This is a genomic window from Acinetobacter pseudolwoffii (genome assembly GCF_002803605.1).
Classification (GTDB): domain Bacteria; phylum Pseudomonadota; class Gammaproteobacteria; order Pseudomonadales; family Moraxellaceae; genus Acinetobacter; species Acinetobacter pseudolwoffii.
In genome coordinates, this window is record NZ_PHRG01000001.1 from 331,218 (window position 1) to 354,318 (window position 23,101).

Annotated in this window: 22 protein-coding genes; 11 read left to right on the top strand and 11 right to left on the bottom strand. The window is 43.4% G+C overall.

Translation table 11 applies throughout. The annotated features are described in order from the left end of the window. Window positions 1-2: 2 nt before the first annotated feature. Entirely contained in the window at window positions 3-3,599 is a 3,597-nt protein-coding gene (locus tag CWI32_RS01510; protein WP_100534478.1) for an AAA family ATPase, read from the top strand. Between the two features lie 5 nt (window positions 3,600-3,604). Then, complete coding sequence (locus tag CWI32_RS01515) at window positions 3,605-4,711, top strand: acyltransferase family protein (protein ID WP_100534747.1); 1,107 nt, start codon at window positions 3,605-3,607, stop codon at window positions 4,709-4,711. 31 nt (window positions 4,712-4,742) lie between these two features. On the opposite strand, the gene CWI32_RS01520 is transcribed toward CWI32_RS01515, so the two are convergent. Further along, window positions 4,743-5,432: a YggS family pyridoxal phosphate-dependent enzyme gene (locus CWI32_RS01520; RefSeq protein WP_100534479.1), complete on the bottom strand. Its 690-nt coding sequence runs from the start codon at window positions 5,430-5,432 to the stop codon at window positions 4,743-4,745. Window positions 5,433-5,555: 123 nt separating this feature from the next. Between CWI32_RS01520 and CWI32_RS01525 the strand changes: the two genes are divergently transcribed. After that, window positions 5,556-6,593, top strand: a complete 1,038-nt coding sequence (locus CWI32_RS01525) for a type IV pilus twitching motility protein PilT (RefSeq protein ID WP_004279279.1) — start codon at window positions 5,556-5,558, stop codon at window positions 6,591-6,593. A gap of 30 nt (window positions 6,594-6,623) precedes the next feature. Continuing rightward, window positions 6,624-7,745: a PilT/PilU family type 4a pilus ATPase gene (locus CWI32_RS01530; RefSeq protein WP_005096052.1), complete on the top strand. Its 1,122-nt coding sequence runs from the start codon at window positions 6,624-6,626 to the stop codon at window positions 7,743-7,745. Between the two features lie 70 nt (window positions 7,746-7,815). Here CWI32_RS01530 and fur read toward each other — a convergent pair whose 3' ends face one another. After that, window positions 7,816-8,253 carry a ferric iron uptake transcriptional regulator gene (gene fur, locus CWI32_RS01535; RefSeq protein ID WP_005096051.1) on the bottom strand — a complete coding sequence of 146 codons (438 nt, stop codon included), beginning with the start codon at window positions 8,251-8,253 and terminating at the stop codon, window positions 7,816-7,818. Window positions 8,254-8,365: 112 nt separating this feature from the next. Here fur and CWI32_RS01540 point away from each other — a divergent pair, with 112 nt between their 5' ends. Beyond that, window positions 8,366-8,764, top strand: coding sequence for an outer membrane protein assembly factor BamE (locus tag CWI32_RS01540; RefSeq protein ID WP_004279275.1), 399 nt, complete (start codon window positions 8,366-8,368; stop codon window positions 8,762-8,764). Between the two features lie 100 nt (window positions 8,765-8,864). Here CWI32_RS01540 and CWI32_RS01545 read toward each other — a convergent pair whose 3' ends face one another. The 9 genes from CWI32_RS01545 to CWI32_RS01585 form a co-directional block, all read right to left on the bottom strand. Beyond that, window positions 8,865-9,197, bottom strand: a complete 333-nt coding sequence (locus CWI32_RS01545; protein WP_100328916.1) for an RnfH family protein — start codon at window positions 9,195-9,197, stop codon at window positions 8,865-8,867. Further along, window positions 9,197-10,276: a hypothetical protein gene (locus CWI32_RS01550; RefSeq protein WP_005096049.1), complete on the bottom strand. Its 1,080-nt coding sequence runs from the start codon at window positions 10,274-10,276 to the stop codon at window positions 9,197-9,199. The genes CWI32_RS01545 and CWI32_RS01550 overlap by 1 nt, the downstream gene beginning before the upstream one ends. 143 nt (window positions 10,277-10,419) lie before the next feature. Next, entirely contained in the window at window positions 10,420-10,875 is a 456-nt protein-coding gene (locus CWI32_RS01555; protein ID WP_005096048.1) for a bacteriohemerythrin, read from the bottom strand. 281 nt (window positions 10,876-11,156) lie between these two features. Further along, window positions 11,157-12,005 carry a class II glutamine amidotransferase gene (locus CWI32_RS01560; RefSeq protein ID WP_005096047.1) on the bottom strand — a complete coding sequence of 283 codons (849 nt, stop codon included), beginning with the start codon at window positions 12,003-12,005 and terminating at the stop codon, window positions 11,157-11,159. 131 nt (window positions 12,006-12,136) lie between these two features. Further along, window positions 12,137-13,045, bottom strand: a complete 909-nt coding sequence (gene argB, locus CWI32_RS01565; protein ID WP_005096046.1) for an acetylglutamate kinase — start codon at window positions 13,043-13,045, stop codon at window positions 12,137-12,139. 10 nt (window positions 13,046-13,055) lie between these two features. Then, window positions 13,056-14,474, bottom strand: coding sequence for a phosphomannomutase/phosphoglucomutase (locus tag CWI32_RS01570; protein ID WP_074384136.1), 1,419 nt, complete (start codon window positions 14,472-14,474; stop codon window positions 13,056-13,058). A 380-nt stretch (window positions 14,475-14,854) separates the two neighbouring features. Beyond that, window positions 14,855-15,307 (bottom strand): dUTP diphosphatase, encoded by a 453-nt coding sequence (dut, locus tag CWI32_RS01575; RefSeq protein ID WP_005172331.1) that lies wholly within the window; start codon window positions 15,305-15,307, stop codon window positions 14,855-14,857. Window positions 15,308-15,354: 47 nt separating this feature from the next. Then, window positions 15,355-17,394: a UvrD-helicase domain-containing protein gene (locus tag CWI32_RS01580; protein ID WP_005096042.1), complete on the bottom strand. Its 2,040-nt coding sequence runs from the start codon at window positions 17,392-17,394 to the stop codon at window positions 15,355-15,357. Between the two features lie 137 nt (window positions 17,395-17,531). Further along, window positions 17,532-18,185, bottom strand: a complete 654-nt coding sequence (locus CWI32_RS01585) for a YiaD family glycine zipper/OmpA-like lipoprotein (protein ID WP_005096041.1) — start codon at window positions 18,183-18,185, stop codon at window positions 17,532-17,534. A gap of 253 nt (window positions 18,186-18,438) precedes the next feature. Between CWI32_RS01585 and yihG the strand changes: the two genes are divergently transcribed. From yihG to CWI32_RS01615, 6 genes are all read left to right on the top strand, one after another. Next, a complete protein-coding gene (yihG, locus tag CWI32_RS01590; protein WP_100534480.1) occupies window positions 18,439-19,365 on the top strand; it encodes a 1-acylglycerol-3-phosphate O-acyltransferase, YihG family in 927 nt (308 codons plus the stop codon). A gap of 18 nt (window positions 19,366-19,383) precedes the next feature. Next, entirely contained in the window at window positions 19,384-20,448 is a 1,065-nt protein-coding gene (locus tag CWI32_RS01595) for a hypothetical protein (RefSeq protein ID WP_005172337.1), read from the top strand. A gap of 159 nt (window positions 20,449-20,607) precedes the next feature. Beyond that, window positions 20,608-21,318 (top strand): septum site-determining protein MinC, encoded by a 711-nt coding sequence (minC, locus tag CWI32_RS01600; protein ID WP_005096035.1) that lies wholly within the window; start codon window positions 20,608-20,610, stop codon window positions 21,316-21,318. A 66-nt stretch (window positions 21,319-21,384) separates the two neighbouring features. Continuing rightward, window positions 21,385-22,197 carry a septum site-determining protein MinD gene (gene minD / locus CWI32_RS01605; protein ID WP_005096033.1) on the top strand — a complete coding sequence of 271 codons (813 nt, stop codon included), beginning with the start codon at window positions 21,385-21,387 and terminating at the stop codon, window positions 22,195-22,197. Window positions 22,198-22,199: 2 nt separating this feature from the next. Further along, window positions 22,200-22,472 carry a cell division topological specificity factor MinE gene (gene minE, locus CWI32_RS01610; protein WP_005096032.1) on the top strand — a complete coding sequence of 91 codons (273 nt, stop codon included), beginning with the start codon at window positions 22,200-22,202 and terminating at the stop codon, window positions 22,470-22,472. 329 nt (window positions 22,473-22,801) lie between these two features. After that, a complete protein-coding gene (locus CWI32_RS01615; protein WP_005096030.1) occupies window positions 22,802-23,089 on the top strand; it encodes a PA4642 family protein in 288 nt (95 codons plus the stop codon). Window positions 23,090-23,101 lie beyond the last annotated feature (12 nt).

The following is a 23,101-nucleotide window of genomic DNA, read 5'->3' on the forward strand; positions in this document are numbered from 1 at the left end:
CCATGAAAATTTTATCTATTCGTATAAAAAACTTGGCATCGCTTGCAGGCGAACATTTTATTGATTTTGAAAGTAATCCACTTGCCAGCGCAGGTTTAATTGCCATTGTCGGTAAAACTGGCGCAGGAAAGTCCACAATTCTGGATGCCATGTGTTTGGCGCTGTTCAATCGTGTGCCTCGTTTAAAAGATAGCGATGGTAAACTGACAGATATCGATGGTTCTGAACTTCTCACCAATTCCCCCTTAACTGTTTTGCGCCGTGGCACAGGACATGGTTTTGCAGAACTCAGTTTTGTTGCTCAGGATCAAAAAGTATATTTGGCACGTTGGGAAATTAAACGTGCACGTGAAAATCCGACAGGTAAATTGCAAAGTGTGCAACGTTCCCTGAAATGTCTCAGTGATGGCAATATTCTGGCCGATAAAGCCAAAGCAGTCGAAGCTAAAATTTTGCAAATTACTCAGTTGAGTTTTGAACAATTTACCCGTGCCGTTTTATTGGCTCAGTCTGAAGTTACTGCATTTTTAAAATCAAGAGATAATGAACGTGGTGAACTACTGGAATATCTAACAAACTCCAGTATTTTTGGCAAAATTGGTCAATTGGCATATGAAAAAACCAAGCAGATAGCCAATCAGCGTAAAGCTTTAGAAGTCAGACTCGGTGATATTGAAATTTTATCAGAAGAAGATTTAGCGACGATCAGTGATCAATTCCAGCTAATCTGTACCGAATACAAAAAATTAGAACAAGAAAAATCAGCACTCGAAAAAAACCAGCAATGGTTTGAGCAAAAGCAGAAGTTAGAACATGATGTGCAGCAACGACAGCTTCAGCATGCGGAACAACAACAAAAATTTGATTTACTGAATACGGAACGTGGCCGTCTAAAACAACTCGAAGTTTTTGCATCCATCCGTCCAAGTATGATCCAGCAAGAAAAAACACAAACAGAATTAGCTCGGTTAAAACCCCAAATTCAAAGTGCTGAATTACAGTTTCATAGCATTCAGCAAGTTTTTGAGCAAGAACAGACTGCATTTAAACAGATTGATGAACAACTCAAAGCGTTACAGCATTTTGAACACACCCATCAACACCGTATTAATCAAGTCCGTCACTGTATTCAAGAACGTGAATTCATTGGCAAACAGTTTGTTAAAGCAAAATCTGTATTGGACCAGTTTCAAAAAGAGTTACAGCCCTTAATCCTGGTACAAACTCAGTTACACAACGAATCAGCGCAATTCAAGTCAGATCAGCAAAAACAGACCGAACAGTTGAATCAAACGATGCAACTGAGCAGTTTAGATGATGGACTTTCCGCGCATCTCGCACAGTTACAACGATTTATTCAGTATTACCAAAGTTTTGAACAACAATATGGCGATATTGTTTCTGCTAGAACCGATTTAAGTCAGAAACAACAGCAATTGGAATCACTACAACAGCAGTTTGGTGATGACCAAAAAATTGATCACCAGCTATCAGAACTTCGCCACAATCATGCAAAAAAACTGGAGCAACAACATCAATTTGGCTTAATTCAAAATCAATTTAAACAATGGCTACAACAACGCTCTGAACAGCATCAACTACAAACAACGTGCAATGCGCTCGCACAGCAGAGTGCCCAAAGTAAAATCCAAGTTGATGTGCAAGAACAGCAATACCAAACCCATAAACTTGAACGTGAAAACTTACAACGCATGCTGCAACAACAGCGTTTATTGCATGCTGAAAATATTGAGAAATTACGCGAGCAATTGGTGGATGGAGAAGCCTGCTTAGTCTGTGGCAGTGTCCATCATCCATTTAAAACTGATCTTTCTGCACTATCGAGTGAACTCGTCAATTTGCAAGAGCAACAAGAGCAGCAAGCAATTCAAATCGAACAAGACAGTTTTAATGCCTGGCAAAAGATTCAGCAATTACACACACAGCAAACAGCGTCTTTGAGCGAACAGCAAAAACGTCTCGACGATTTAAATATTCAACATCAACAGCATGAACAGGCGCTTTATCAAAGCTTCAAAAATGCTCAAATTCAAATAGACTTAACCCAACAGTCTGAACAGATTGAACAGCAACTGCTTCAAGTCAATCAAACCCTGCAACAAGAAAAAATCACGCTAGAGGAAAATATCAAACAACTGGAGGAGGCTGAAAAAACCCAACGGAATTTAACCCACAATATTCAGCAGATCTCACAACAACTGTCGATCGTTCAACAAGCTGAACAGAATATTCAATACCTGCTAGACCTGCTCACTGCTGATCAACGAGATGCTTGGCAAAAGCAAACCCTAACTGTTGCACAACATATTGCGCAACAATTGCATGAGCGTCAGCAGCTGTTGCAGAATCTTGAGACTTTAAATCAGCAACTGAATGAGAAAGCTCAACTCCTCGCTCAAAAAAATAACGAGATTCAAGCCAAAAACAATCAGATTGAACTCGCTGAAAAAGATAAAGTTGAATTTGAGCGTCAAGGACAACAGAACAAGGAACTTGCCGTTCAGCTTATTTTTGAGATGACACAAACTTCGGTCGATAAACCGCATGAATGGCTGAATCAACACGATGAACAGCGTAAAAACTTACAGCTGCAACATCAGCAAATACAACAAAGTTTCGAAACAGCTCGGCAACAATTTGATCACCAACACCGTCAGCTTGATCAACTCAAAATTCAGTTGGCTCAATTTGAAGCCCAGCATCATGCTTGCGCTTTGGAAATCGAACATTGGTTAAATCAACATTTAGATTTTAATCATGCTTTAATTTCAGAATTCAGCCTTATTTCAACGGAAGAAACTCAAAATCTACGTCAATATATTCAAGACATCGAACATGCTTTAGTCGATGCGACGTCTGCACTCAACACCACCCAACAGTTGCTCACTCAACATTTAAAAACTCAACCTGAAATACAAGTTTTACAAATTGAAAGTGCTATTGCACTCAACCTGAATGCCTTAGCCGAGCGACAAGAACAGCGTGACCAACTCAAAGCCAAGTTAGATGTGCATTACTCAAACCTAGACAAGCAAAAACAATTTGCGGATCAAATTATCCAAATTCAAACTGAAGAACATCGCTGGAATAAAATTTCCAGTTTAATGGGTGATGCCACAGGTAAAAAATTCCGTGATTATGCACAGCAATACAACCTTGATATTTTGCTTGAATTTGCCAATCAGCAACTTGCGATGCTGTCTCAGCGTTACACCTTAAAACGTTTAGACAACTCACTCAGTCTTGCCATTATTGACCATGATATGGATGGTGAAACCCGTTCTGTTTCATCGCTTTCTGGTGGTGAGTCATTCTTGACCGCCCTTGCCTTGTCGTTGGCCATTGCCAATATGGCTTCAGGCTCAATGAAAATTGAATCGCTATTTATTGATGAAGGTTTTGGAACCTTGGATGCCTCTTCATTACACATGGTGATGAATGCACTCGATCAACTGCAAAGCCAAGGCCGTAAAGTGGTGCTGATCTCGCATATCCAGGAAATGCATGAACGGATTCCAGTACAGATTCAGGTCAAGCCAGTCGGTGCTGGCGCCAGTACCATTCAGATTATAGGTTGACAATGATGCACCCTGCCCCAGACAAGCTCTCGCCCTATTTCAGCTTACAGCTCGAGAGCCTACGGGGCATCAGTGCCATTGTTGTACTGTTCACGCATTGCTTTCAGGCCTTTATCGCCCCTTTTGACCTCAGCCTGTATTCATGGGTGCGCCTGCTTGGTCAGGCCGCGGTCATGATTTTCTTTGTTCTGAGTGGTTATCTGATTGGCTATTCGATCCAGCACAATATTCATCAGCATGGTCAGCTCAATCTGCGCCGTTATACCCAACAGCGTTATCGCAGGATTTTGCCACCCTTTCTGTTTGCCATGGCTCTGAGCCTGTTGTTGTATCTGTTGGTACCACTACTCTTTGCCACTCAAAGCCATGCCTTTCAAAACAGTTTTGGCATGATGATCCGGACTGACTATGGTCTCGATTCAGGTGATTTTATTGGCGCTCTGCTGTTTTTGAATGGCTTCATCACGCCTACAGTTTCAGCCAATGCCCCGCTCTGGAGCCTGAGTTATGAAGTCTGGTTCTATGTCTTGGCCGGATTTCTGCCTTTTTTCAAAGATTCAGAAATAGCCAAAATCGGCTTTTTTAGTGTTTTAATCGTTTTATCCATCCTGAATATTCAGTTTTTTATTTATTTTCTGGTCTGGCTGATGGCCTTTGCCTGTTCATTTCGTCATATCCAGCGACATTTTCTAAACCGGTTACAAGTGCTTAAACTGGGGTTATTTGGCTTGGCATTTCTAATCGCCTGCATTGATGCTTACCAGTTTCATATCGTCGATCAAGCCCGACAATATCGCGCTGCAAATTTTACTCTCTTTAATTTCTGTATCGGCCTAGCATTTAGCTGCTGGCTGGTACAACTCCAGCATCAACGCAGCTACTATTATCCGGTCTGGGTACAATCCGCAGACTTTTCCTATACCTTGTATGTCACCCATTTCCCATTACTTTTATTTATTTTGGGCTGTATTCCGGCAACCTTGGCTTATGGTCTTGGGGGAGCGGTTTTAGCCTTGCTCGGCAGTATGGGCGGCTTAATTGTCTTTGCCTGGCTCATGGCCAAATGGCTCGAACCAGCCAGAAAAAAAGCGTTATCCAATACCCTGCGATAACGCTTTGCTGCAAAAAACTGACATTAGTAGTTTATATATCTTTTTTAGGCCGTGCACCAAATAGGGCTGTGCCAACACGAACCATGGTAGAACCCGCAGCAATCGCTTCGGTCATATCCCCAGACATGCCCATACTTAAAGTATCCCAATCTTCAAGATGTGCATGCTGAACTTTGACTGCATCAAATAAAACTTTGGCATCAGCAAAGGCTTGAGAATTATTCGGTGCTGGAATCACCATCAAACCACGTAAATGCAAATTCGGCAGTTGGCTGATTTGTGCCACCAAATCTGAAACTTCTGCCGGCTGACAGCCATCTTTGGTATCCTGAGCATCAATATTGACCTGAATACAGATATTCAGCGCAGGCTGATTATCTCCACGCTGATTCGATAAACGCTCGGCAATAATCAGACGATCTACCCCATGCACCCAGGCAAAATTTTCTGCCAGAGCCTTGGTTTTGTTGCGCTGCACATGACCAATAAAATGCCATTCAATGTCCAGCTCTTTCAGTGCCGTGATTTTTTCCAGTGCTTCCTGCAAATAATTTTCACCAAAAGCACGTTGCCCTGCCTGATACATATCTGCCAGGACGCTACTTGGCTGGGTCTTGGAAACGGCAAGCAGTTGCACCGCATCTGCTTCGCGGCCGGCCTGAACACAGGCAGTTTCAATTTGCACTAAGACCTGATTTCGTGACTGTTGCAACATATTCATTGATGGGGTTCTCATTTCATTCATCTTTTTTTCCCTTGCCCATGAACTAAGTGTTGGTTAAGCTGTGGGAAAGCCTTATTATTCTATCAAAATAATTAACATTTTAATGAACTCGGGGACCTTATGGATATCACAGAATTGTTGGCATTTTCTGCTAAAAATGGTGCGTCGGATTTACACTTGTCTGCGGGCTTACCGCCAATGATTCGTGTCGATGGGGAAGTTCGTCGCATCAACCTGCCAGCATTAGAACACAAAGAAGTGCATAAACTCGTTTATGACATCATGAACGATAAACAGCGCCGTGATTTTGAAGAAAATCTGGAAACTGACTTCTCTTTTGAAGTGCCTGGCGTGGCCCGTTTCCGTGTCAACGCATTTAACCAGAACCGCGGTGCCGGTGCGGTATTCCGTACCATTCCCTCTAAAGTCCTGACCCTTGAAGATCTGGGCATGGGACAGATTTTTAAGGATATCTGTGAATATCCACGTGGTCTGGTACTGGTCACAGGTCCAACCGGTTCGGGTAAATCAACCACATTGGCGGCGATGCTGGATTATATTAATGACAACCGCTATGACCATATTCTGACCGTCGAAGATCCGATCGAATTTGTGCATCAGTCTAAGAAATGTCTAATTAACCAACGTGAAGTGCATCGTGATACCCATGGTTTTAATGAAGCACTGCGTTCGGCACTGCGTGAAGACCCGGACATTATTCTGGTCGGTGAGATGCGTGACCTTGAAACCATCCGTCTGGCCTTAACTGCGGCAGAAACTGGTCACCTGGTGTTTGGCACCCTGCATACCACCTCTGCGGCCAAAACCATTGACCGTGTGATTGACGTATTCCCTGCCGAAGAAAAAGATATGGTTCGTGCCATGTTATCGGAATCATTGCAGGCTGTGGTTTCACAGGCCTTGCTGAAGAAAAATGGCGGCGGACGTGTTGCGGCACATGAGATCATGATTGGTATTCCTGCAATCCGTAACCTGATTCGTGAAAATAAAGTCGCACAAATGTATTCTGCGATTCAGACCGGTGCCAACTATGGCATGACCACACTGGATCAGACCCTGAAAACCCTGGTATCTAAAGGTCTCATCAGCCCGCAAGTGGCACGTACTGCAGCCAAACAGCCAGAAGCATTCTTATAAGAAAAATTAATTGTATTGGGGTTTTTATACATGGATTTTAACGGCTTACTCGATTATATGGTGGAGAAAAAAGCATCGGATCTGTTCATTACAGCCGATGTCGAACCTTCAATCAAAATTAATGGGCAGATTTTACCGATTGGTTCGATAAAATTACCCGGCGCGGCAGTGGGGCAACTGCTTCACTCCATCATGAGCGACAAGCAGCGTAAAGAATTTGCAGACACGCGTGAATGTAACTTTGCCATCAGTACACCGGATAAAAGTGCCCGCTTCCGTGTCAGTGCCTTTCAGCAGCGTGATCAGCCGGGTATGGTTTTGCGTCGGATTGAAACCGTGATTCCGACCATGGATGAACTCAAATTACCGCCGATTCTAAAAGAACTGGCGATGACCAAACGCGGCATCATTATTTTTGTCGGGGCAACCGGTACCGGTAAATCAACTTCGCTGGCCTCGCTGGTCGGTTATCGCAATGAAAATTCCAAAGGTCATATCATTACCATTGAAGATCCGATTGAATTCATTCACCAGCATAAAGGCTGTATCATCACCCAGCGTGAAGTCGGGATTGATACCGATTCCTTTGAAATTGCCCTGAAAAATACCTTACGTCAGGCGCCGGACGTGATTCTGATTGGTGAGATTCGTTCGCGTGAAACCATGGATTATGCGATTGCCTTTGCCGAAACTGGTCATCTGGTCTTTGCGACCCTGCATGCCAACAACGCCAACCAGGCCATTGACCGGATCATTCATTTCTTTGAAGCAGACCGGCATAACCAGCTGTTCATGGACTTGTCACTGAACATGAAAGCCATTGTGGCACAGCAACTGATCCCAACCATCGATGGCAATGGTCGTCGTGCCGCGATTGAGATTCTGATTAACTCCCCCCTGATTGCTGACCTGATCCGTAAAGGTGATGTGCATGAGATCAAGGACCTGATGAAGCGTTCCCGTGAACTGGGCATGCAAACCTTCGACCAGGCACTGTATGACCTGTATAAGGCCAAGCAGATCAGCTATAAAGATGCGCTGAAACATGCGGATTCACCCAATGACTTACGTCTGCAAATCAAACTGGCAGAAGAAGGCGGCAGTCATTTATTACGTGCACATTCCAATATCACCTTTGATGGCCAGTCCTGATCAGATTGAACACATAAAAAAAACAGGCTTCAATCGAAGCCTGTTTTTTTTGTTTCAACCGGAGCGCAAATTATTTTTTACGAAACACTTCCTGACAGGCCGGCGCATCGCAGTAACCATACAGATTCAGAGAGTGACCGGTTAATTCAAAACCAAATTTTTCAGCAACATCATGCTGCTCTTTTTCAATCGTATCATTGATGAATTCAACGACTTTGCTGCAATTCAAACAAACCAGGTGATCGTGGTGATCTTCCTGCATGATCTCGAAAACGGAATGATTGTTTTCAAAATTATGACGCTCAATAATACCCGCGGCTTCAAACTGTGTTAACACACGATACACAGTTGCTAAACCTACATCTTCACCCTGATCGAGTAAAGTCTTGTAAATATCTTCCGCACTTAAATGATGTTGTCTTGAATTTTCTAGTAATTCTAATATTTTAATTCGTGGAAGGGTAACTTTCAGTCCAGCTTTTCGTAAATCTTGGTTTGAAATAGTCATGTAAAAAGGTCTCTCAACAAAATCAAAGTTGGAATATGCAACAAACTTTAGATGCAGTATGATCTATCCTTGGATCAAATGCATCATAATTAATTTGGGATAGTTTAGCAAAATGCAAAAAATCATGTTGACGTTATTCGTCACTTCCTTGCTCGTCGGCTGTTCGACATTAGGTGTTTATAAAGTAGATATTCCACAAGGAACCCCTTTAACCCAAGCTCAAGCCGCTAAAATTCAAGTGGGAATGAGTCATCAACAGGTGCGTTTCTTACTGGGCAGTCCAACGGTAAGCGATCCGCTGAATCCTTTACGCTGGGACTACATCTATAACTATACCCCAGGAACCTACGCTAAAAAAGCCAAGATCCCGGCAGCCCAAGGCCAGCATTTGAAAATTTACTTTAACCAGTCTGGTATCGTGGAACGTGTTGAAGGTCTGGAAACCATTCCAGAATCTCAACCCGGCTTACCAGGTTCAAAAGAAGCAATTTTAAATGCGCCTCCACTATAGTCGCTTTCTCATGAAAAAGCCCCTGAATCATCAGGGGCTTTTTTGATTAAGTCGATTGATTGAGCAGATCATTGGAACTAATGCTCATTCAAGCCGCTTTCTATTCGGAAGATGGTTTCAGCTTTCTTAAAAGATTGCCTCTGGCATAACGACCCACCGGATTTTTCTCGGCACGTTTACGTCGGATATCTTTAGGATTGATAGTCAGTGCTCGGTAAATTTCGACTCGATCACCTGCTGCCAGTGGCTGCTGATGATCTTGCAAGCATACACCGAAGATACCCAAAGACAAAGGTTCAGGTAGGGTAACCTGCTCTACTATGCCACTTTGCTGGATGGCATCCAATGCTGTCATGCCGGGCTGAAATGGTACAGCCAGATGAAACTGTTGCTCCGGAGTCGCATAGGCCACCCAGATCAGTGCATTATTCATCAGAACAGTTGTCCTAGAACAGCGACCATCGCCACGATAATCGAAACAGGCAATACCACACGGACAGCAATACGCCACAGGTTATAGAACCCTTCAGAGCTAAAATTCATTGATTTACGTAAATGGCTGATCTTCATGATCCAGCCCGCAAAGAGCGCGTAAATCAAACAAATCAATAAGCCCCAAAGCAGTAAGACTACGTTGAACATTGGTGTCACATTTGGAATGGCCCAGATCAGGGTGACGACAGCCATAATCGCCCATTGAATCGCAGGGTGAAGCTGACGTTGCTGTAACTGCTCTCGTGCCATCTGCAGGATGAATGCAGCAGTCGCTACAATCGCGGCCACCAACGTAAATGCAGGGATTTGTGCTTGTACAGCAAAGAAGGCAAATACAATCACAGCAAGCAATTGTGCGATCCAGATCGGCAAGACCGTCTTGCTGGCGACATCCTGCTGTTGTACAGCACTCAGGCTAGACTGCCAGTACAAGCCCATGCCTAGGCCACTTGCAACCAGTGCCAATACGGTGGCATTGCCCCATTCCGAGAATTCAACTGGCGTGACTTGCCATGCAGGTAGCGCAGTTCCCATCACATTTGCCAAGATCAGAGATGCCAGTACGCCAATCGCCGTAATGACTAACAAAATTTGACGCGGCAGCAGTGACAAGACCAGAGCGGCAATTACCAGACCTATAAACAAAAGATTCGGTGCAAGATCAAGAGCAGCAAGCGCCAGAACATTGCTGGCATTGTTCAGCATGGCACCGGCCAGAAAAGGAATAAAGATCACACTGAGCCAGCCGACTATACGCCATTTTTGTGAGGCATCTGCTTCACGGGTCAGCGTTGACAGTGCCTGTAATGCCGTTGTTTTAGAGCGCTTGGCCAAAGCAATTTCCAAGTAGCAGATGGGAAGCGCCAGAATCAGCATAGTGGCTAACCAGAGCATCCAGAAATCCAGCTGACGATCAATCTGTATACCCGTTATCGGTGCGAGCGTCGCGATGATAATAAACGATAAACAGAAAGCCATCAGCGGTGATAACCATTTTGACATAGCATTGTCCTGCATGATGCATTCCTATAAAAATCTAGCGCTATTTTGCCTTGTGAAGCGGTGAAAATCAAAAACAAAAAGCAAACCACCATGACAGTGATTTGCTGCGCAAAATTTATTATTAAATTGTAATTCTTGTTATCTCGTTACGTCTTTTATTATGAGAAGAAACGAGCGAACCAGTTTTTACCTTTTTTCTGTTCTTTTTCTTTGATAATGCCCATCATATTTTCTTTCACTGCGCCGACATAATCAGCGTCATCGTGCTGAATATGGTTGATTAACCATTTAGATAATACTTCATGCAGTTCTGATTCAATCGACTGCCCCAGTTCAAAACGATCACGATAAGACTCGATTTTCTTGATAAACAGGTCATGTACACGTTTATGTGGAACTCGGTATTTATAACCCGCTTCTTCCTGAAGAGATTCTTCAAAAGTAAAATGCGACTGGGTATAATCGATAATATTTTCGAGGATCTGTTTAATACGGGCACGGTCGGTATTTACATTGATCTCATCAATTTCATTGATATAATCGAGAATTCGTTTGTGCTGATCGTCAATCACATCGATACCAGTATTATAGTCTGGAACCCATTTCATTTTCATTACGACCACCTATAAATATTAAGGACTTATCACATAAAAATCATCATATAACGTATTGATTTGAATAAAAATGAAGTAAATTAGTCGGCTTTCGGCTTAATTTAAGAGAAACCTTGCAATTAACTGTTTTCATTAGGAATATATTTTAAACCCGAGTATAAGAATCAGATATTTTTTAATCAATCTACTATTTCTAATAATATGGTTTCTCTTTAATTTAAATAAAAAAGATATTAAAAAATAGGAATTAAATCCCATCTTTAAAATAAAAAAATCTATTTTTAATATAAATCTGCTTTGGTCACACGTTTTAAGGACGGATCTAGACGTTCCCGTTCCAACCGATCTACCCGAGTCAGTTGCGAACGGAACTTGGCACCCTCTTTAAACAGAATCATTTCACCCGGCTGAAAAGCGGTCCATTCCTCATTTTGTGTCAATGGCTCGGTGGTAATAACCGCAACCCTGTCCTTCGGCGTAGTGACCTGACTAAAGTCCACCTCGACATCAATATCAATCAGCTGTGCCGGTCTAAATGGGTATTCACGCACCAGCCAGTGCAATTTGGTAATGGCATAGCTAAACAGCGCCTGCCCATTGGAAAGGCAGAAATTAAAAGTGCCGTGCTCTGCAATCGCAGGTGAAACCTCAGCAAGCAGTTCAAAGACCTGATCCAGACTCGGTTCATCATAACCAAAGCGTTTGACCAGCTGATCGAGCAAATAGCAAAAAGCGCGCTCACTATCAGTATTGCCGACTGGGGTAAAACGGCCACTCAGCACTGGAAAATACTCATGCAAATCGCCATTATGGGCAAAAATCCACTGCCGGCCCCACAGTTCGCGGCTAAATGGATGCGAATTTTCCAGATTGATTTTGCCTTGGGTGGCTTTACGGATATGCGCAATCACATTACGGGATTTGATCGGATAGTTACGCACCAGCTCGGCAATCGGAGATTCAACCGCAGACTGGTTATCGACAAATAGGCGACAGGCTTTATCCTCAAAAAAAGCAATCCCAAAACCGTCGGCATGATCCGAGGTAATTCCGGCCCGCTGGGAAAACCCACGAAATGAAAAGGTAATATCCGTCGGGGTGGCACAATTCATTCCAAGCAGTTGGCACATGGTCTGGTTTCAGCTTTCTATTTTCTTAGATGCTTATTGTGCATGACTACCCGAGTCATTTCAAATAGCTATCAGTTATAAATAGAGATAAAAAAGAGCCTCAATTGAGGCTCTTTTCCGCAAAAAACAACTTATGGACGAGGTGGATGGGCACGGTTGGTAATCAGTGTACCAACGCCATGATCGGTAAAAATTTCCAATAAGCTGGCATGTGGCACACGACCATCTACAATATGCGCGCTCACTACGCCACCTTTGACCGCATCCAGTGCACAGCCGACTTTAGGAATCATGCCACCATAGATCACGCCTGTTTCAATCAGACGGTCAACTTCCTGAGTGCTTAAACCCGTCAGCAGGTTTTTATTTTCATCCAGAACACCTGTAATATTGGTCAGCAGAATCAGCTTCTCTGCACCTAGGGCTTCTGCGACTTTACCTGCCACCAAGTCTGCATTGATGTTATAGGTATTGCCTTCTTCATCCACGCCCAGCGGTGCAATCACGGGAATGAAATCGCTGTTGGTGAACATTTCCAGCACATCGGTTTTTACGCCAACGACTTCACCGACCAGACCCAAATCAATTTGCTGAACCGAACCATCTTCAGCCACTTTTTCCATCAGCAGTTTTTGTGCACGAATCAGGTTGCCGTCTTTACCGGTCAAGCCAATGGCACGACCACCATGCTGGTTGATCAGGTTCACAATCGATTTATTGACACTACCGCCAAGTACCATTTCCACGACTTCCATCGTGGCAGGATCAGTCACGCGCATCCCGTCGATACGGTCTGATTCACGGCCCAACTGTTTCAGCATGGAATCGACTTGTGGCCCTCCACCATGCACCACAATCGGATTAATACCAACCGTTTTTAATAATACGATATCACGTGCAAATGAACTTTCCAGCTCAGGATCGGTCATCGCATTACCGCCGTATTTTACTACCAGGGTTTTACCCGCAAAGCGTTGAATATACGGCAAAGCTTCTGTCAAAATCTGTGCTTTGTCGATGCCTGTTTGTTGATTTGGCATTCGCCTCTCCTTATTGAGCATCTAAAATATCTTGAGCGATCTGTGGATAACGGTCACGCAACATGGCTACAAACAGCTGACGAATTTCATTCAGGCCCTGAGCATCATTGGCATCAAAGCGCACTGTGAAATACTCACCTGTATTGGATGCTCGAATGATGCCAAAACCATCCTCAAAATCAAGACGTATCCCATCAATTTTACTGATTTGCGCACGAATTCTTTCAGATTGCTGTTCAACAAAGTCTAAAAGTTCAACCGGATGCACATGATGCGTTGCAATATAAAGATCTTCGGTCCCATGCCGTTTCGGATAAGCCGCTAAAGCTTGTGCAAGACTTTGACCAGTTTGATCCAGATATTCCATGACTCTGAGCGCTGCATAGAGTCCATCATCATAGCCCCAGCCACGGCCATCATTAAAGACATAATGCCCGGCATATTCTCCACCAAAAATCGCCTGCTGCTGAGATTGTGCCAGATAAGTTCTCAGAAATGAGCTTCCGGTACGAATCATCACCGGCTCACCGCCCAAACGTTGCACGGTGTCTCGCACCAGGGTTGAACATTTGACATCATAAACAAACTTGCGTGGTGCTGAGTCAGTGAGGCAAATTTCGGCAAACAGGCACAGTAACTGATCCGCCGTGATAATCTGGCCCTGTGCATCAATCAAGACCACGCGATCGCCATCGCCATCCAGGGCAATGCCCAGATCAGCCTGCTGTTGCATGATGCTTTGGCGTAAAGTCTCCAGATGTTTGTCTTGCGAAGGATCTGGTGCATGGTCTGGAAAATGCCCATTGGCATCACAACGCAAAGCCATCACCGCACAACCCATTTTTTGAAGCACCAGATTGGCACAGCGCCCGGCTGAACCATTCAGACCATCCAGAACCACTTTAAATGAGCGCTTCAACTGGATATCTTTTAATATACCATGCTGATATTTTAGACAAAATTCTGGAATAACTTGATGAGTCTGTTCGTCTAGGCAAAGCTGCTGATTGCTATAATGTGGTTTGGCCAGATGAGCCACCTGCTGGATCATCTCTGGGCAAGGCGGCTCACCAGAGACAATCCATTTAATACCATTATCTTCTTTGGGATTGTGACTGGCCGTGACCATGATGCCATTGCCATCAAATTGCCGTGCGGTGAAATACAGCATCGGACTGGAACAACAACCGACAATGGTGGCTTCAATCGAATAAGCTTGAAAAATACGGCGAATGGTTTCTGCAAAAGCCGGACTGCTAAGCCGTGCATCATAGCCAATTGCGACACGTGTCTGTCGCGCAGCCTGATATTGCTGTGCTAAACCGTGAGCAATTGCATCGATAATCCCAGCACCCAGTACACTGACTTTACCGCGTATGTCATAGGCTCGAAAAATGTGCATAGGGAATAGATGATTCATAGATCCCATAAAACTGTTCTTTTCACTAAATATAAGGAGATATAAAATGACTTATTTCATCATCATGACTTTAAACATTTGTTTTTGTTTTAAGACCCACTACTTTTAAACCATTTCAATGTAACAATCAATTATAAAAATATTACCGTTAACTGAATAATCAGAAAATTTCTGTGATGAAATAGTCCTTATTTAATTATATTTATTTTTAATTTCCCCGGCTAAAATTAAAATAAAGATATAAATTTCAATTTTGAATAACTCTATTTATATAGAAAATAAATTTTTATTTTTAACTCCATTTTAAGCGTCACATTATGTTTAGGATTTACTTTGTTGTATTTAAGAAATGACCTACATCCATTCATTGTTTGCAGGTCATCTTCTCTTTAGTTTTTACCGGTATGGCCAAAGCCACCAGCACCACGCTCAGTGGCTTCAAATTCACTGACCAGATCAAATTCAGCTTGTACTACCGGCACCAGCACATATTGCGCCAAACGTTCACCCGGCTCCAGACTGAAAGCAGTCTGACTCCGGTTCCAGACCGATACCATCAATTCACCCTGATAATCTGAATCGATAAGACCTACCAGATTACCCAGCACAATCCCGTGCTTATGACCTAAACCTGAACGTGGCAAGATCAGACCTGCAAAAGCAGGATCTTCGATATAAATCGCCAAGCCTGTTTTCACTAAAACGGTTTGACCCGGTTCAATCACTGTCGTTTCATGGACGCAGGCACGCAAGTCCAATCCTGCTGAACCTGTGGTGGCATAAGTCGGTAATGGCCATTCCTGACCGAGACGCGAGTCAAGGACTTTCACCTGAACTTTCATGTGTTCATTCCTGTTGTTGCATTTAAAATATGTATAAGCGTTGAAGTTTATCGTTTGATAAGATTGCGCAAATTATCCAGATAATGCTGCGCCTGTAATTTCGGATCGATATTACCCGCCAGCTTTTTCTTGCGACCTAACCATTCCAGTTCATCTTCCGGTAATTCATCCAGAAAACGGCTTGGAGTCATTTGCTTCATCTGTCCGCCGGCCTTGCGCTGTTCGGCCAAGGTAATGGTCAGACCCTGACGTGCACGAGTAATCCCGACATACATCAGGCGACGTTCCTCTTCAACTGTCTCTGCAGCAATCGAGTTCTTATGCGGCAGAATTTCTTCTTCCAGCCCAATCAGATAGACATAAGGGAACTCAAGCCCTTTAGAAGCATGTAAGGTTAACAAGTTGACTTTGTCAGTATCTTCTTCTTCCTGTTGCTGCTCCAGCATATCCAGCAGCACCATTTTACGAATCACGCTTTCAATATTTTTTTCATCGACATCTTCAGCGCGGTTAATCAGGCTTTGGATGCTGCTGTAAAGCACTTCAATATTGTCGAGCTTGGTTTTTTCCTGTGCCGGCGTGGCTGCAGTTTCCTTGATGTAATCGATATAACCGGCTTCAATCATCATCTGACGGATGATCGGTACCGGTTCATCATCATCAAGTAAATTGCGAGTAAAGCCCTCAATGAAGTCGGCAAACTCTGCTAACTGTGTGGTGGCCTTTTTCGGAATCGCCATGGTCAAACGCTGATCCGCTGCCGCAGCCAGCAGTGACAGGTTATTTTCCTGAGCAAAGAGACCCAGTTTTTCCAGTGTCACCGGCCCAATGGCACGTTTTGGCGTATTGATAATCCGTAGGAAAGCGCTGTCATCTTCAGGGTTAATGATCAGGCGTAAATAACTCATCATGTCCTTGATTTCGGCACGCGCGAAAAAAGATTGACCGCCAGACAATTTATACGGAATCTGCATCTGACGGAGATGGGTTTCTAAAATACGCGCCTGAAAATTGCCGCGATATAATACCGCATAATCTTTCCAGCTTTTCCCATTCATCAATTTATGCGTGATCAGGTCTTTGACCACGCGTTCTGCTTCATCATCATCATTACGGCAAGTAATCACCCGGATCACTTCACCATGGCCTTTGTCTGACCAGAGTTTTTTATCAAAAATATGCGGGTTATTGCCAATCACGGTGTTGGCTGCTTTAAGAATACGACTGGTCGAACGATAGTTCTGTTCCAGTTTAATCACTTTTAAATTCGGGAAATCTTGTTGCAGCAAGGCCATATTTTCCGGTTTGGCGCCACGCCAAGCATAGATGGACTGGTCATCGTCGCCTACGGCGGTGAACTGCCCCATTACGCCAACCAGCAATTTCACCAGAATATACTGTGCAGTGTTGGTGTCCTGATATTCATCGACCAGCAAATAACGCACCCGGTTTTGCCATTTATCCCGTACTTCGGCATTTTCCTGTAGCAGACGTGTCGGCATCACGATCAGGTCATCAAAATCTACGGCATTATAGGCACGCAGATTACGTTCATAAAGCTGATATAAATGCGCAAACTGGACATCTTCGGCAGTTTCACAAGTGGTATGCGCCTGCTCGGGTGGAATCAGATCATTTTTCCAGTCCGAGATCATTTTCATGGCTTTGGCAATCAGTTCTTTGCTTTCTGCACCGGATAAATTGTCACGATGCATCAAATCCATCAGAATACGTTTGCAGTCGTCAGCATCCAGAATCGAAAAATTATTTTTAAGGGGGGTATGTTTCAGCTCCAGACGCAGCATATTCAGGCCAAAGGTATGGAAAGTCGAAACTGAAACGCCTTTACTTTCTTCACGGGTTAACAATTTGCTGACACGCTCTTTCATCTCACGTGCCGCTTTGTTGGTAAAGGTCATTGCAGTAATACGATGCGCAGGAATCCCGCAATGCTTGACAAGATATGCGATTTTTCGCGTGATCACTGAAGTCTTGCCTGAACCCGCTCCTGCAAGTACTAACAAGGGTCCTTGAGTGTATTTCATGGCTTCAAGTTGCTTGTCATTTAACTGACTGGCGAGTGACATATGGCTTCCTCTTCTAGATTCGGCTCCGATTATAGTCATCTCTGCCTCAGTTGCCTAATTTAAAATACGATTAATCAGGTCAATGTTCAGATATAAAAAAACCACCCGAAGGTGGTTTTTTTATATGCGTTTAAAGATTATTGAACAGCATATACCGCGATTTCTACACGACGGTTTTGTTCTTTACCCGCCGCAGTTGTATTGTCTGCGATCGGGTTGGCTGAACCTAAACCTTGAGCATTAATACGTGTACGTGAAACACCTTGACCTGATAAATAAGTTGCTACAGAGTTAGCACGTGCTTGAGACAACGGGATGTTGATTGAGTCATTACCGGTACTGTCTGTATAGCCAGTGACCAAAATACCGCTGTTGTTATCTTCGGTTAATACTTGAGCCACTTTATTCAAAGTGCCATAGAAGTTTGGTTTGATGTTCGATTTGTTGGTATCAAATGTAATACTACCTGGCATTACAAGGTTAATCGAACCATCTGCATTACGGTTAACATCTACGCCAGTTCCGGCTGTTGCTTGACGTAATTTTTTCTCTTTGTTATCAAGATAAACACCTGCTGCACCACCAACAACAGCACCAATCGCTGCTGCACGGTTGTTTTGACGGCTGGTATTCGCATTACTCTTAGAAACACCGTAACCTGCTGCAGCACCAATTAAAGTACCTAAAGCAGCTTTATCATATTCCACACCACCGAGGTTATTACCAGTTGATTGACAACCTGTAAGTGCTACGGCCCCTGCTACAGCTGCTGAAATTACTAGTGCACGCATCGCATGACTCCTTATTGTATGCTTTGTTGTATAAGCGAAATAATGATTTAAATTGAACGGGATAACCATTGAATTTTTGTTAATAATAAATCGTTTCTCAATATTTTGTAATGTTTATATGTAACTAAAACAATGGACTTCATCACAATATCTTCATAGTTAGGCCTTTAGGCTTTTTTATTTGCCTCACTCTCATTATATTATTCAAAATATGAAAAAATTTAAGCGATTAATCTCTGGGGACTGTTTTGATATGTCATCGAATAGCAATAAACAAGCAACTTTAAAAAAACTTACACGTGGCTTGGCTGTCACCTCAGTGATGACAGGCAGTACTTTTTTTCATGGCCCTCCGGTTCTGGCGCTGGGTTTTACCAAGTTTTTTAAAAAATTTGCAAAAGTTGATGAAACCAATATCAAGATTACCAACAGCTGGTTAGGCGTCAATAACTGGCTGATTGACAATGTGCTCAACAATACCGAATGGCAAATAACAGTAGATGAATCACTTGATTTAAATATGCAGGGCCGTTATTTGATGACCTGTAATCATCAAAGCTGGGTCGATACCACCGTCAATCAGTACTTCGGCTTGACCCGTATGCCGCTGACGCGTTTTTTTACAAAATGGGAACTTATTTTTATTCCTTTTGTCGGTCAAGCCTTTAAAATCTTAGGTTTTCCGATGATGAAACGGCATAGCAAGGAACAGATTGCTAAAAATCCTGCGCTAAAATACCGCGATATGGAAGAAGCACGTAAATCCTGTGAGCAGCTGATCAGTCAGCCCTTTACCCTGTTAAATTATCTGGAAGGCACGCGTTTTACCCAAGACAAACATGATCAGCAGCAGTCTCCTTACAAATACTTACTTAAACCTAAGGCCGGTGGTCTGGCTTTGGCGCTGAGTATTCTCGGCGATAAAATTGATGCGCTGGTCGATATGACCATCGTTTATCCGGACGGTATTCCGGGTTATGGTGAATTTTGGTTAGGTGAAGTGCCACGAATTGCGGTAAATTTAAGAAAAATTGAGATTCCTGACTGGGTACTCGGCGGCAATTATGAAGATGATGCTGAATACCGTGCACGTTTCCAGAAATGGATTGATCAAATCTGGACTGAAAAAGATCAACTAATAGCGCAAATGCAGCAGAACTTTGACCAAAGCGCTGTCTGATTTTTTGCCTGAGTAACTATGAAGAACGACAACCCCGACATCACCTCTAGCTCATTTAAGTTTATTCGTAAAGGCACCTGGGGCTGGAAAGTTGCGCTGATTTACGACATTTTTATGATGGTCTTAATCATCATTAATCTATTTTGTCTCAGTGCCAACGCCATTTTAATGAGCGATTTTGGTCAATGGTTGTTTGACTTCATTCGTTTACCGGAAATCTTGCAGTTTTATAAAAGTGATTTACGCCCTTGGGTCGTCATTACTGAGGGCTGGTTTACCACCTTCCTGATCTGTGAATTACTGGCACGTTGGGGCATTGCCATTGTTCAGCGCCATCATCGGCGCTGGTGGTTTTTTCCATTCGTACATTGGTATGAAATTCTCTCCATTATTCCACAACTGCGCTTTCTGCGTCTGTTACGTGCGGTCGCGATTGGCTATAACTTGCATAGTCACGGTTATAAAGTCATTCCCGAGCGCTGGTATCGTCAAGGCAATTTTTATTACAACATGCTCATGGAGGAGCTTTCTAGCCGTGTGGTGCTGACTGTACTGGACGGTATTAAGCGTGAACTCAGCACCAGTACATCACATAAAAAATTGATTGATGATTTGGTAGAACATCATCGTAAATTACTGGCAGTTGCCTTGGCAGACATCTTGCAGGAATCTTTGGGTAAAGAGTTGCAGGCACAACGTTCCATGATTGCTAAAAATGTCGGGCAAGTAGTCAATCAAGCCATTGAAGACACCCCGGAACTGACCCAGTTATTGCGATTAATTCCACTTGTCGGTAGCCGGATTGAACAACAAATTCAAAGTATTGGCCAACGTCTAGGGGAAAATATCACCCAAGGTCTGATTGATCCCTTTACTCATACCGGCCAAAAAGAAAATCCGACTTTTACCCTAATTTCAGATAAAATCAGCCAGATTCAGATTGAACATAATCCACATATTGATAAGTTGGTCGAATCGGCTGTTTTTGAAACACTTGAAGCGATCCAAAAACAGGTGAAAGTCAAACAGTGGCAACAGATTTTAGAAGAACATGAGCAAAATCAGCGCTCAATAGATAGATAACATTTAAAGTGCAGAACCAGATAAAATCATCCGGTTCTGTTGGCATAAAAAAATAACTGAGATCGCTAGAGAATTACGCCAATTTGTTCTAGGATTTGCACTATTTACAACATTGCTTCGACATAAAACCAGCAAGTCAGAAGTATTTAAGGAAGAATTATGGCTGATATACGGATAAAAGGCAGAATGGTCAATGCAATACGCATTAGCTTAGATACCAATGATCATGATGCCATCCGCCAGCAACTTAGCCCAAAATTACAAGCTGCATTCCCATCTGGCACTTTGGCCGTCATTGAAAGTTCAGTTGAACAGGAACTGATTGCCCTGATTCAGCTGTTAATCGACTTAGATGTACAGCCAATGGCCGTGACTGAGGGTTTACTGGGTGATCAGGCGCGTTCCATTCAGTTCCCGGTTCTGCCACCCGATCGCCAGTTAGAAGAAGTGAAAGCCACGAAAGAACAGGTGGTAGAAGTTAAGCCAGAAGCAGCGACAAGTGATGATCAGGCAGCTGCTGCCCCGATCGTTGCGCATGTGACCTCATATCATGATGAAATTCTGCGGACGGGCCAATGTATTGTGCAGCATAATGGCGACATTATTATCAATGCCGGCATCAACAGTGGTTCAGAACTGATTGCTTCAGGCAATATCCATGTGTATGGCAGCGCACGTGGTCGTGTCATTGCAGGTGTCGGGGGGAATACGGCAGCCCGTATTTTCTGTCACAGCCTTGAAGCAGAACTGATCTCGATTGCGGGAACCTATTGCGTAGCGGATGATATTCCCCCGCATGTCGTTAAGAAATCAGTGCATATTTACTTGAATGATCAACAAGAGCTTGTATTTGAAGCTCTACAATTTTAATGTATAAATAAATACCAAAAACCCCATTTTAAACAGGGGATTTGAACCATAACAGGAGTGGATTCGGTGGCGAAAATTGTTGTCGTAACGTCAGGCAAAGGTGGTGTAGGTAAAACTACAACAAGTGCATCTTTTGCAACAGGTTTAGCCCTACGCGGTCACAAAACTGTTGTGATCGATTTCGATGTAGGTTTACGTAACCTTGATTTGATTATGGGCTGTGAACGCCGTGTAGTTTATGATTTTGTGAATGTTTTAAATAACGAAGCACGATTACAGCAAGCACTGATTCGCGATAAAGATATTGAAAATTTATATATTTTGCCTGCATCACAAACACGTGATAAAGATGCCTTAACAGATGAAGGTGTTGCTCGTGTAATGGATGAACTTTCGCAGGAATTTGATTACATTATCTGTGATTCACCTGCCGGTATTGAACGTGGTGCTATTTTGGCCATGTACCATGCTGATGAAGCCATCATTGTCACCAATCCTGAGATTTCATCAGTACGTGACTCTGACCGTATCATTGGCATGCTTGACAGTAAAACTAAAAAAGTAGAACAAAACGAAGGTCGCATTCGTAAGCATCTGTGTATTACCCGTTTCAACCCGGAACGTGCCGATAAACAGGAAATGCTGACGATTGACGATATTTCTAAAGATATTTTACGTGTACCGACCTTGGGCGTTATTCCTGAGTGTCCAAGTGTTTTACAGGCATCGAACGAAGGTAAGCCGGTGATTCTTTTTACTGAGGCTGCAGCAGGTCAGGCTTATGATGACCTCGTGGCACGTTTCCTTGGCGAAGAACGTCCTTACCGTCATATCGAGGTAAAACCTAAGGGCTGGTTAGCACGACTATTTGGAGCGTAGACATGGCAGGATTCTGGAGTAAACTTTTTAGTGGCGAGGATAAACCATCAAGCGCACGGACTGCTAAAGACCGTTTGAAGGTTATCGTTGCTTCCGAACAAGGCTTGGGTCGTCGCTTGAGCCAGGACAAAATTGACCAGATGAAGACTGAAATCATGCAAGTGGTCAATCGCTATGTACGTGGTGTCGATGAGCAGCATATTCAAATGTCGGTACGTTCTGAAGCCAATATTGAAATGCTTGAGATGAATATCAATTTACCTGAAGAACGATAATCTGATTTTTGATTGGTCAAGCAAATTGATTCAAGGCAAAATATGAGGCCGGATTAGTAAAGCACGGCTTTACCCGGCCGCAAGACGAGAAGCTAGGCTTCGAGTGGGCTGGTCGTAAATACTGCTTTACCCAGTCGCAAGTCGAGAAGCTAGGCTTTGAGTGGTCTGGATCAGTAAATTAAAGCACGGCTTTTAAGGATTTACTCAATCCCAAGACTAGAAACAATGTTTCTAGTAGACAGAGTCAGCTCAAAAGACACTGTCTCTTGCTCATACAAATTTTGCCTTTTTTCATGCCGAAAAAACTACATTAGATTAAGGAAATTGCGATGGCATTATCTCAACCAGCGACCTTTAACGAAGAATGGTCAGATGAGCGTGTATTTGCCTACCTGAATCAGCTTCCTCCTGCAGGTGTAAATGCTGACTTTCATGTGCTTTATCATGCTTTCAAGCATATGCGTCCATTTGATTATGAACGCCTGTTGACGAAATTTGTCGCTGATGGCCGTGATGTCAATGCAACCAATCCTGAAGGACAACGCATTCATGACGTGATTGCCACCTTCCCGCGTCAAAGTGCCGAGTTCTTGGCAGTATTGGCGAAGTTTGCCTGATTTTAGCTACCG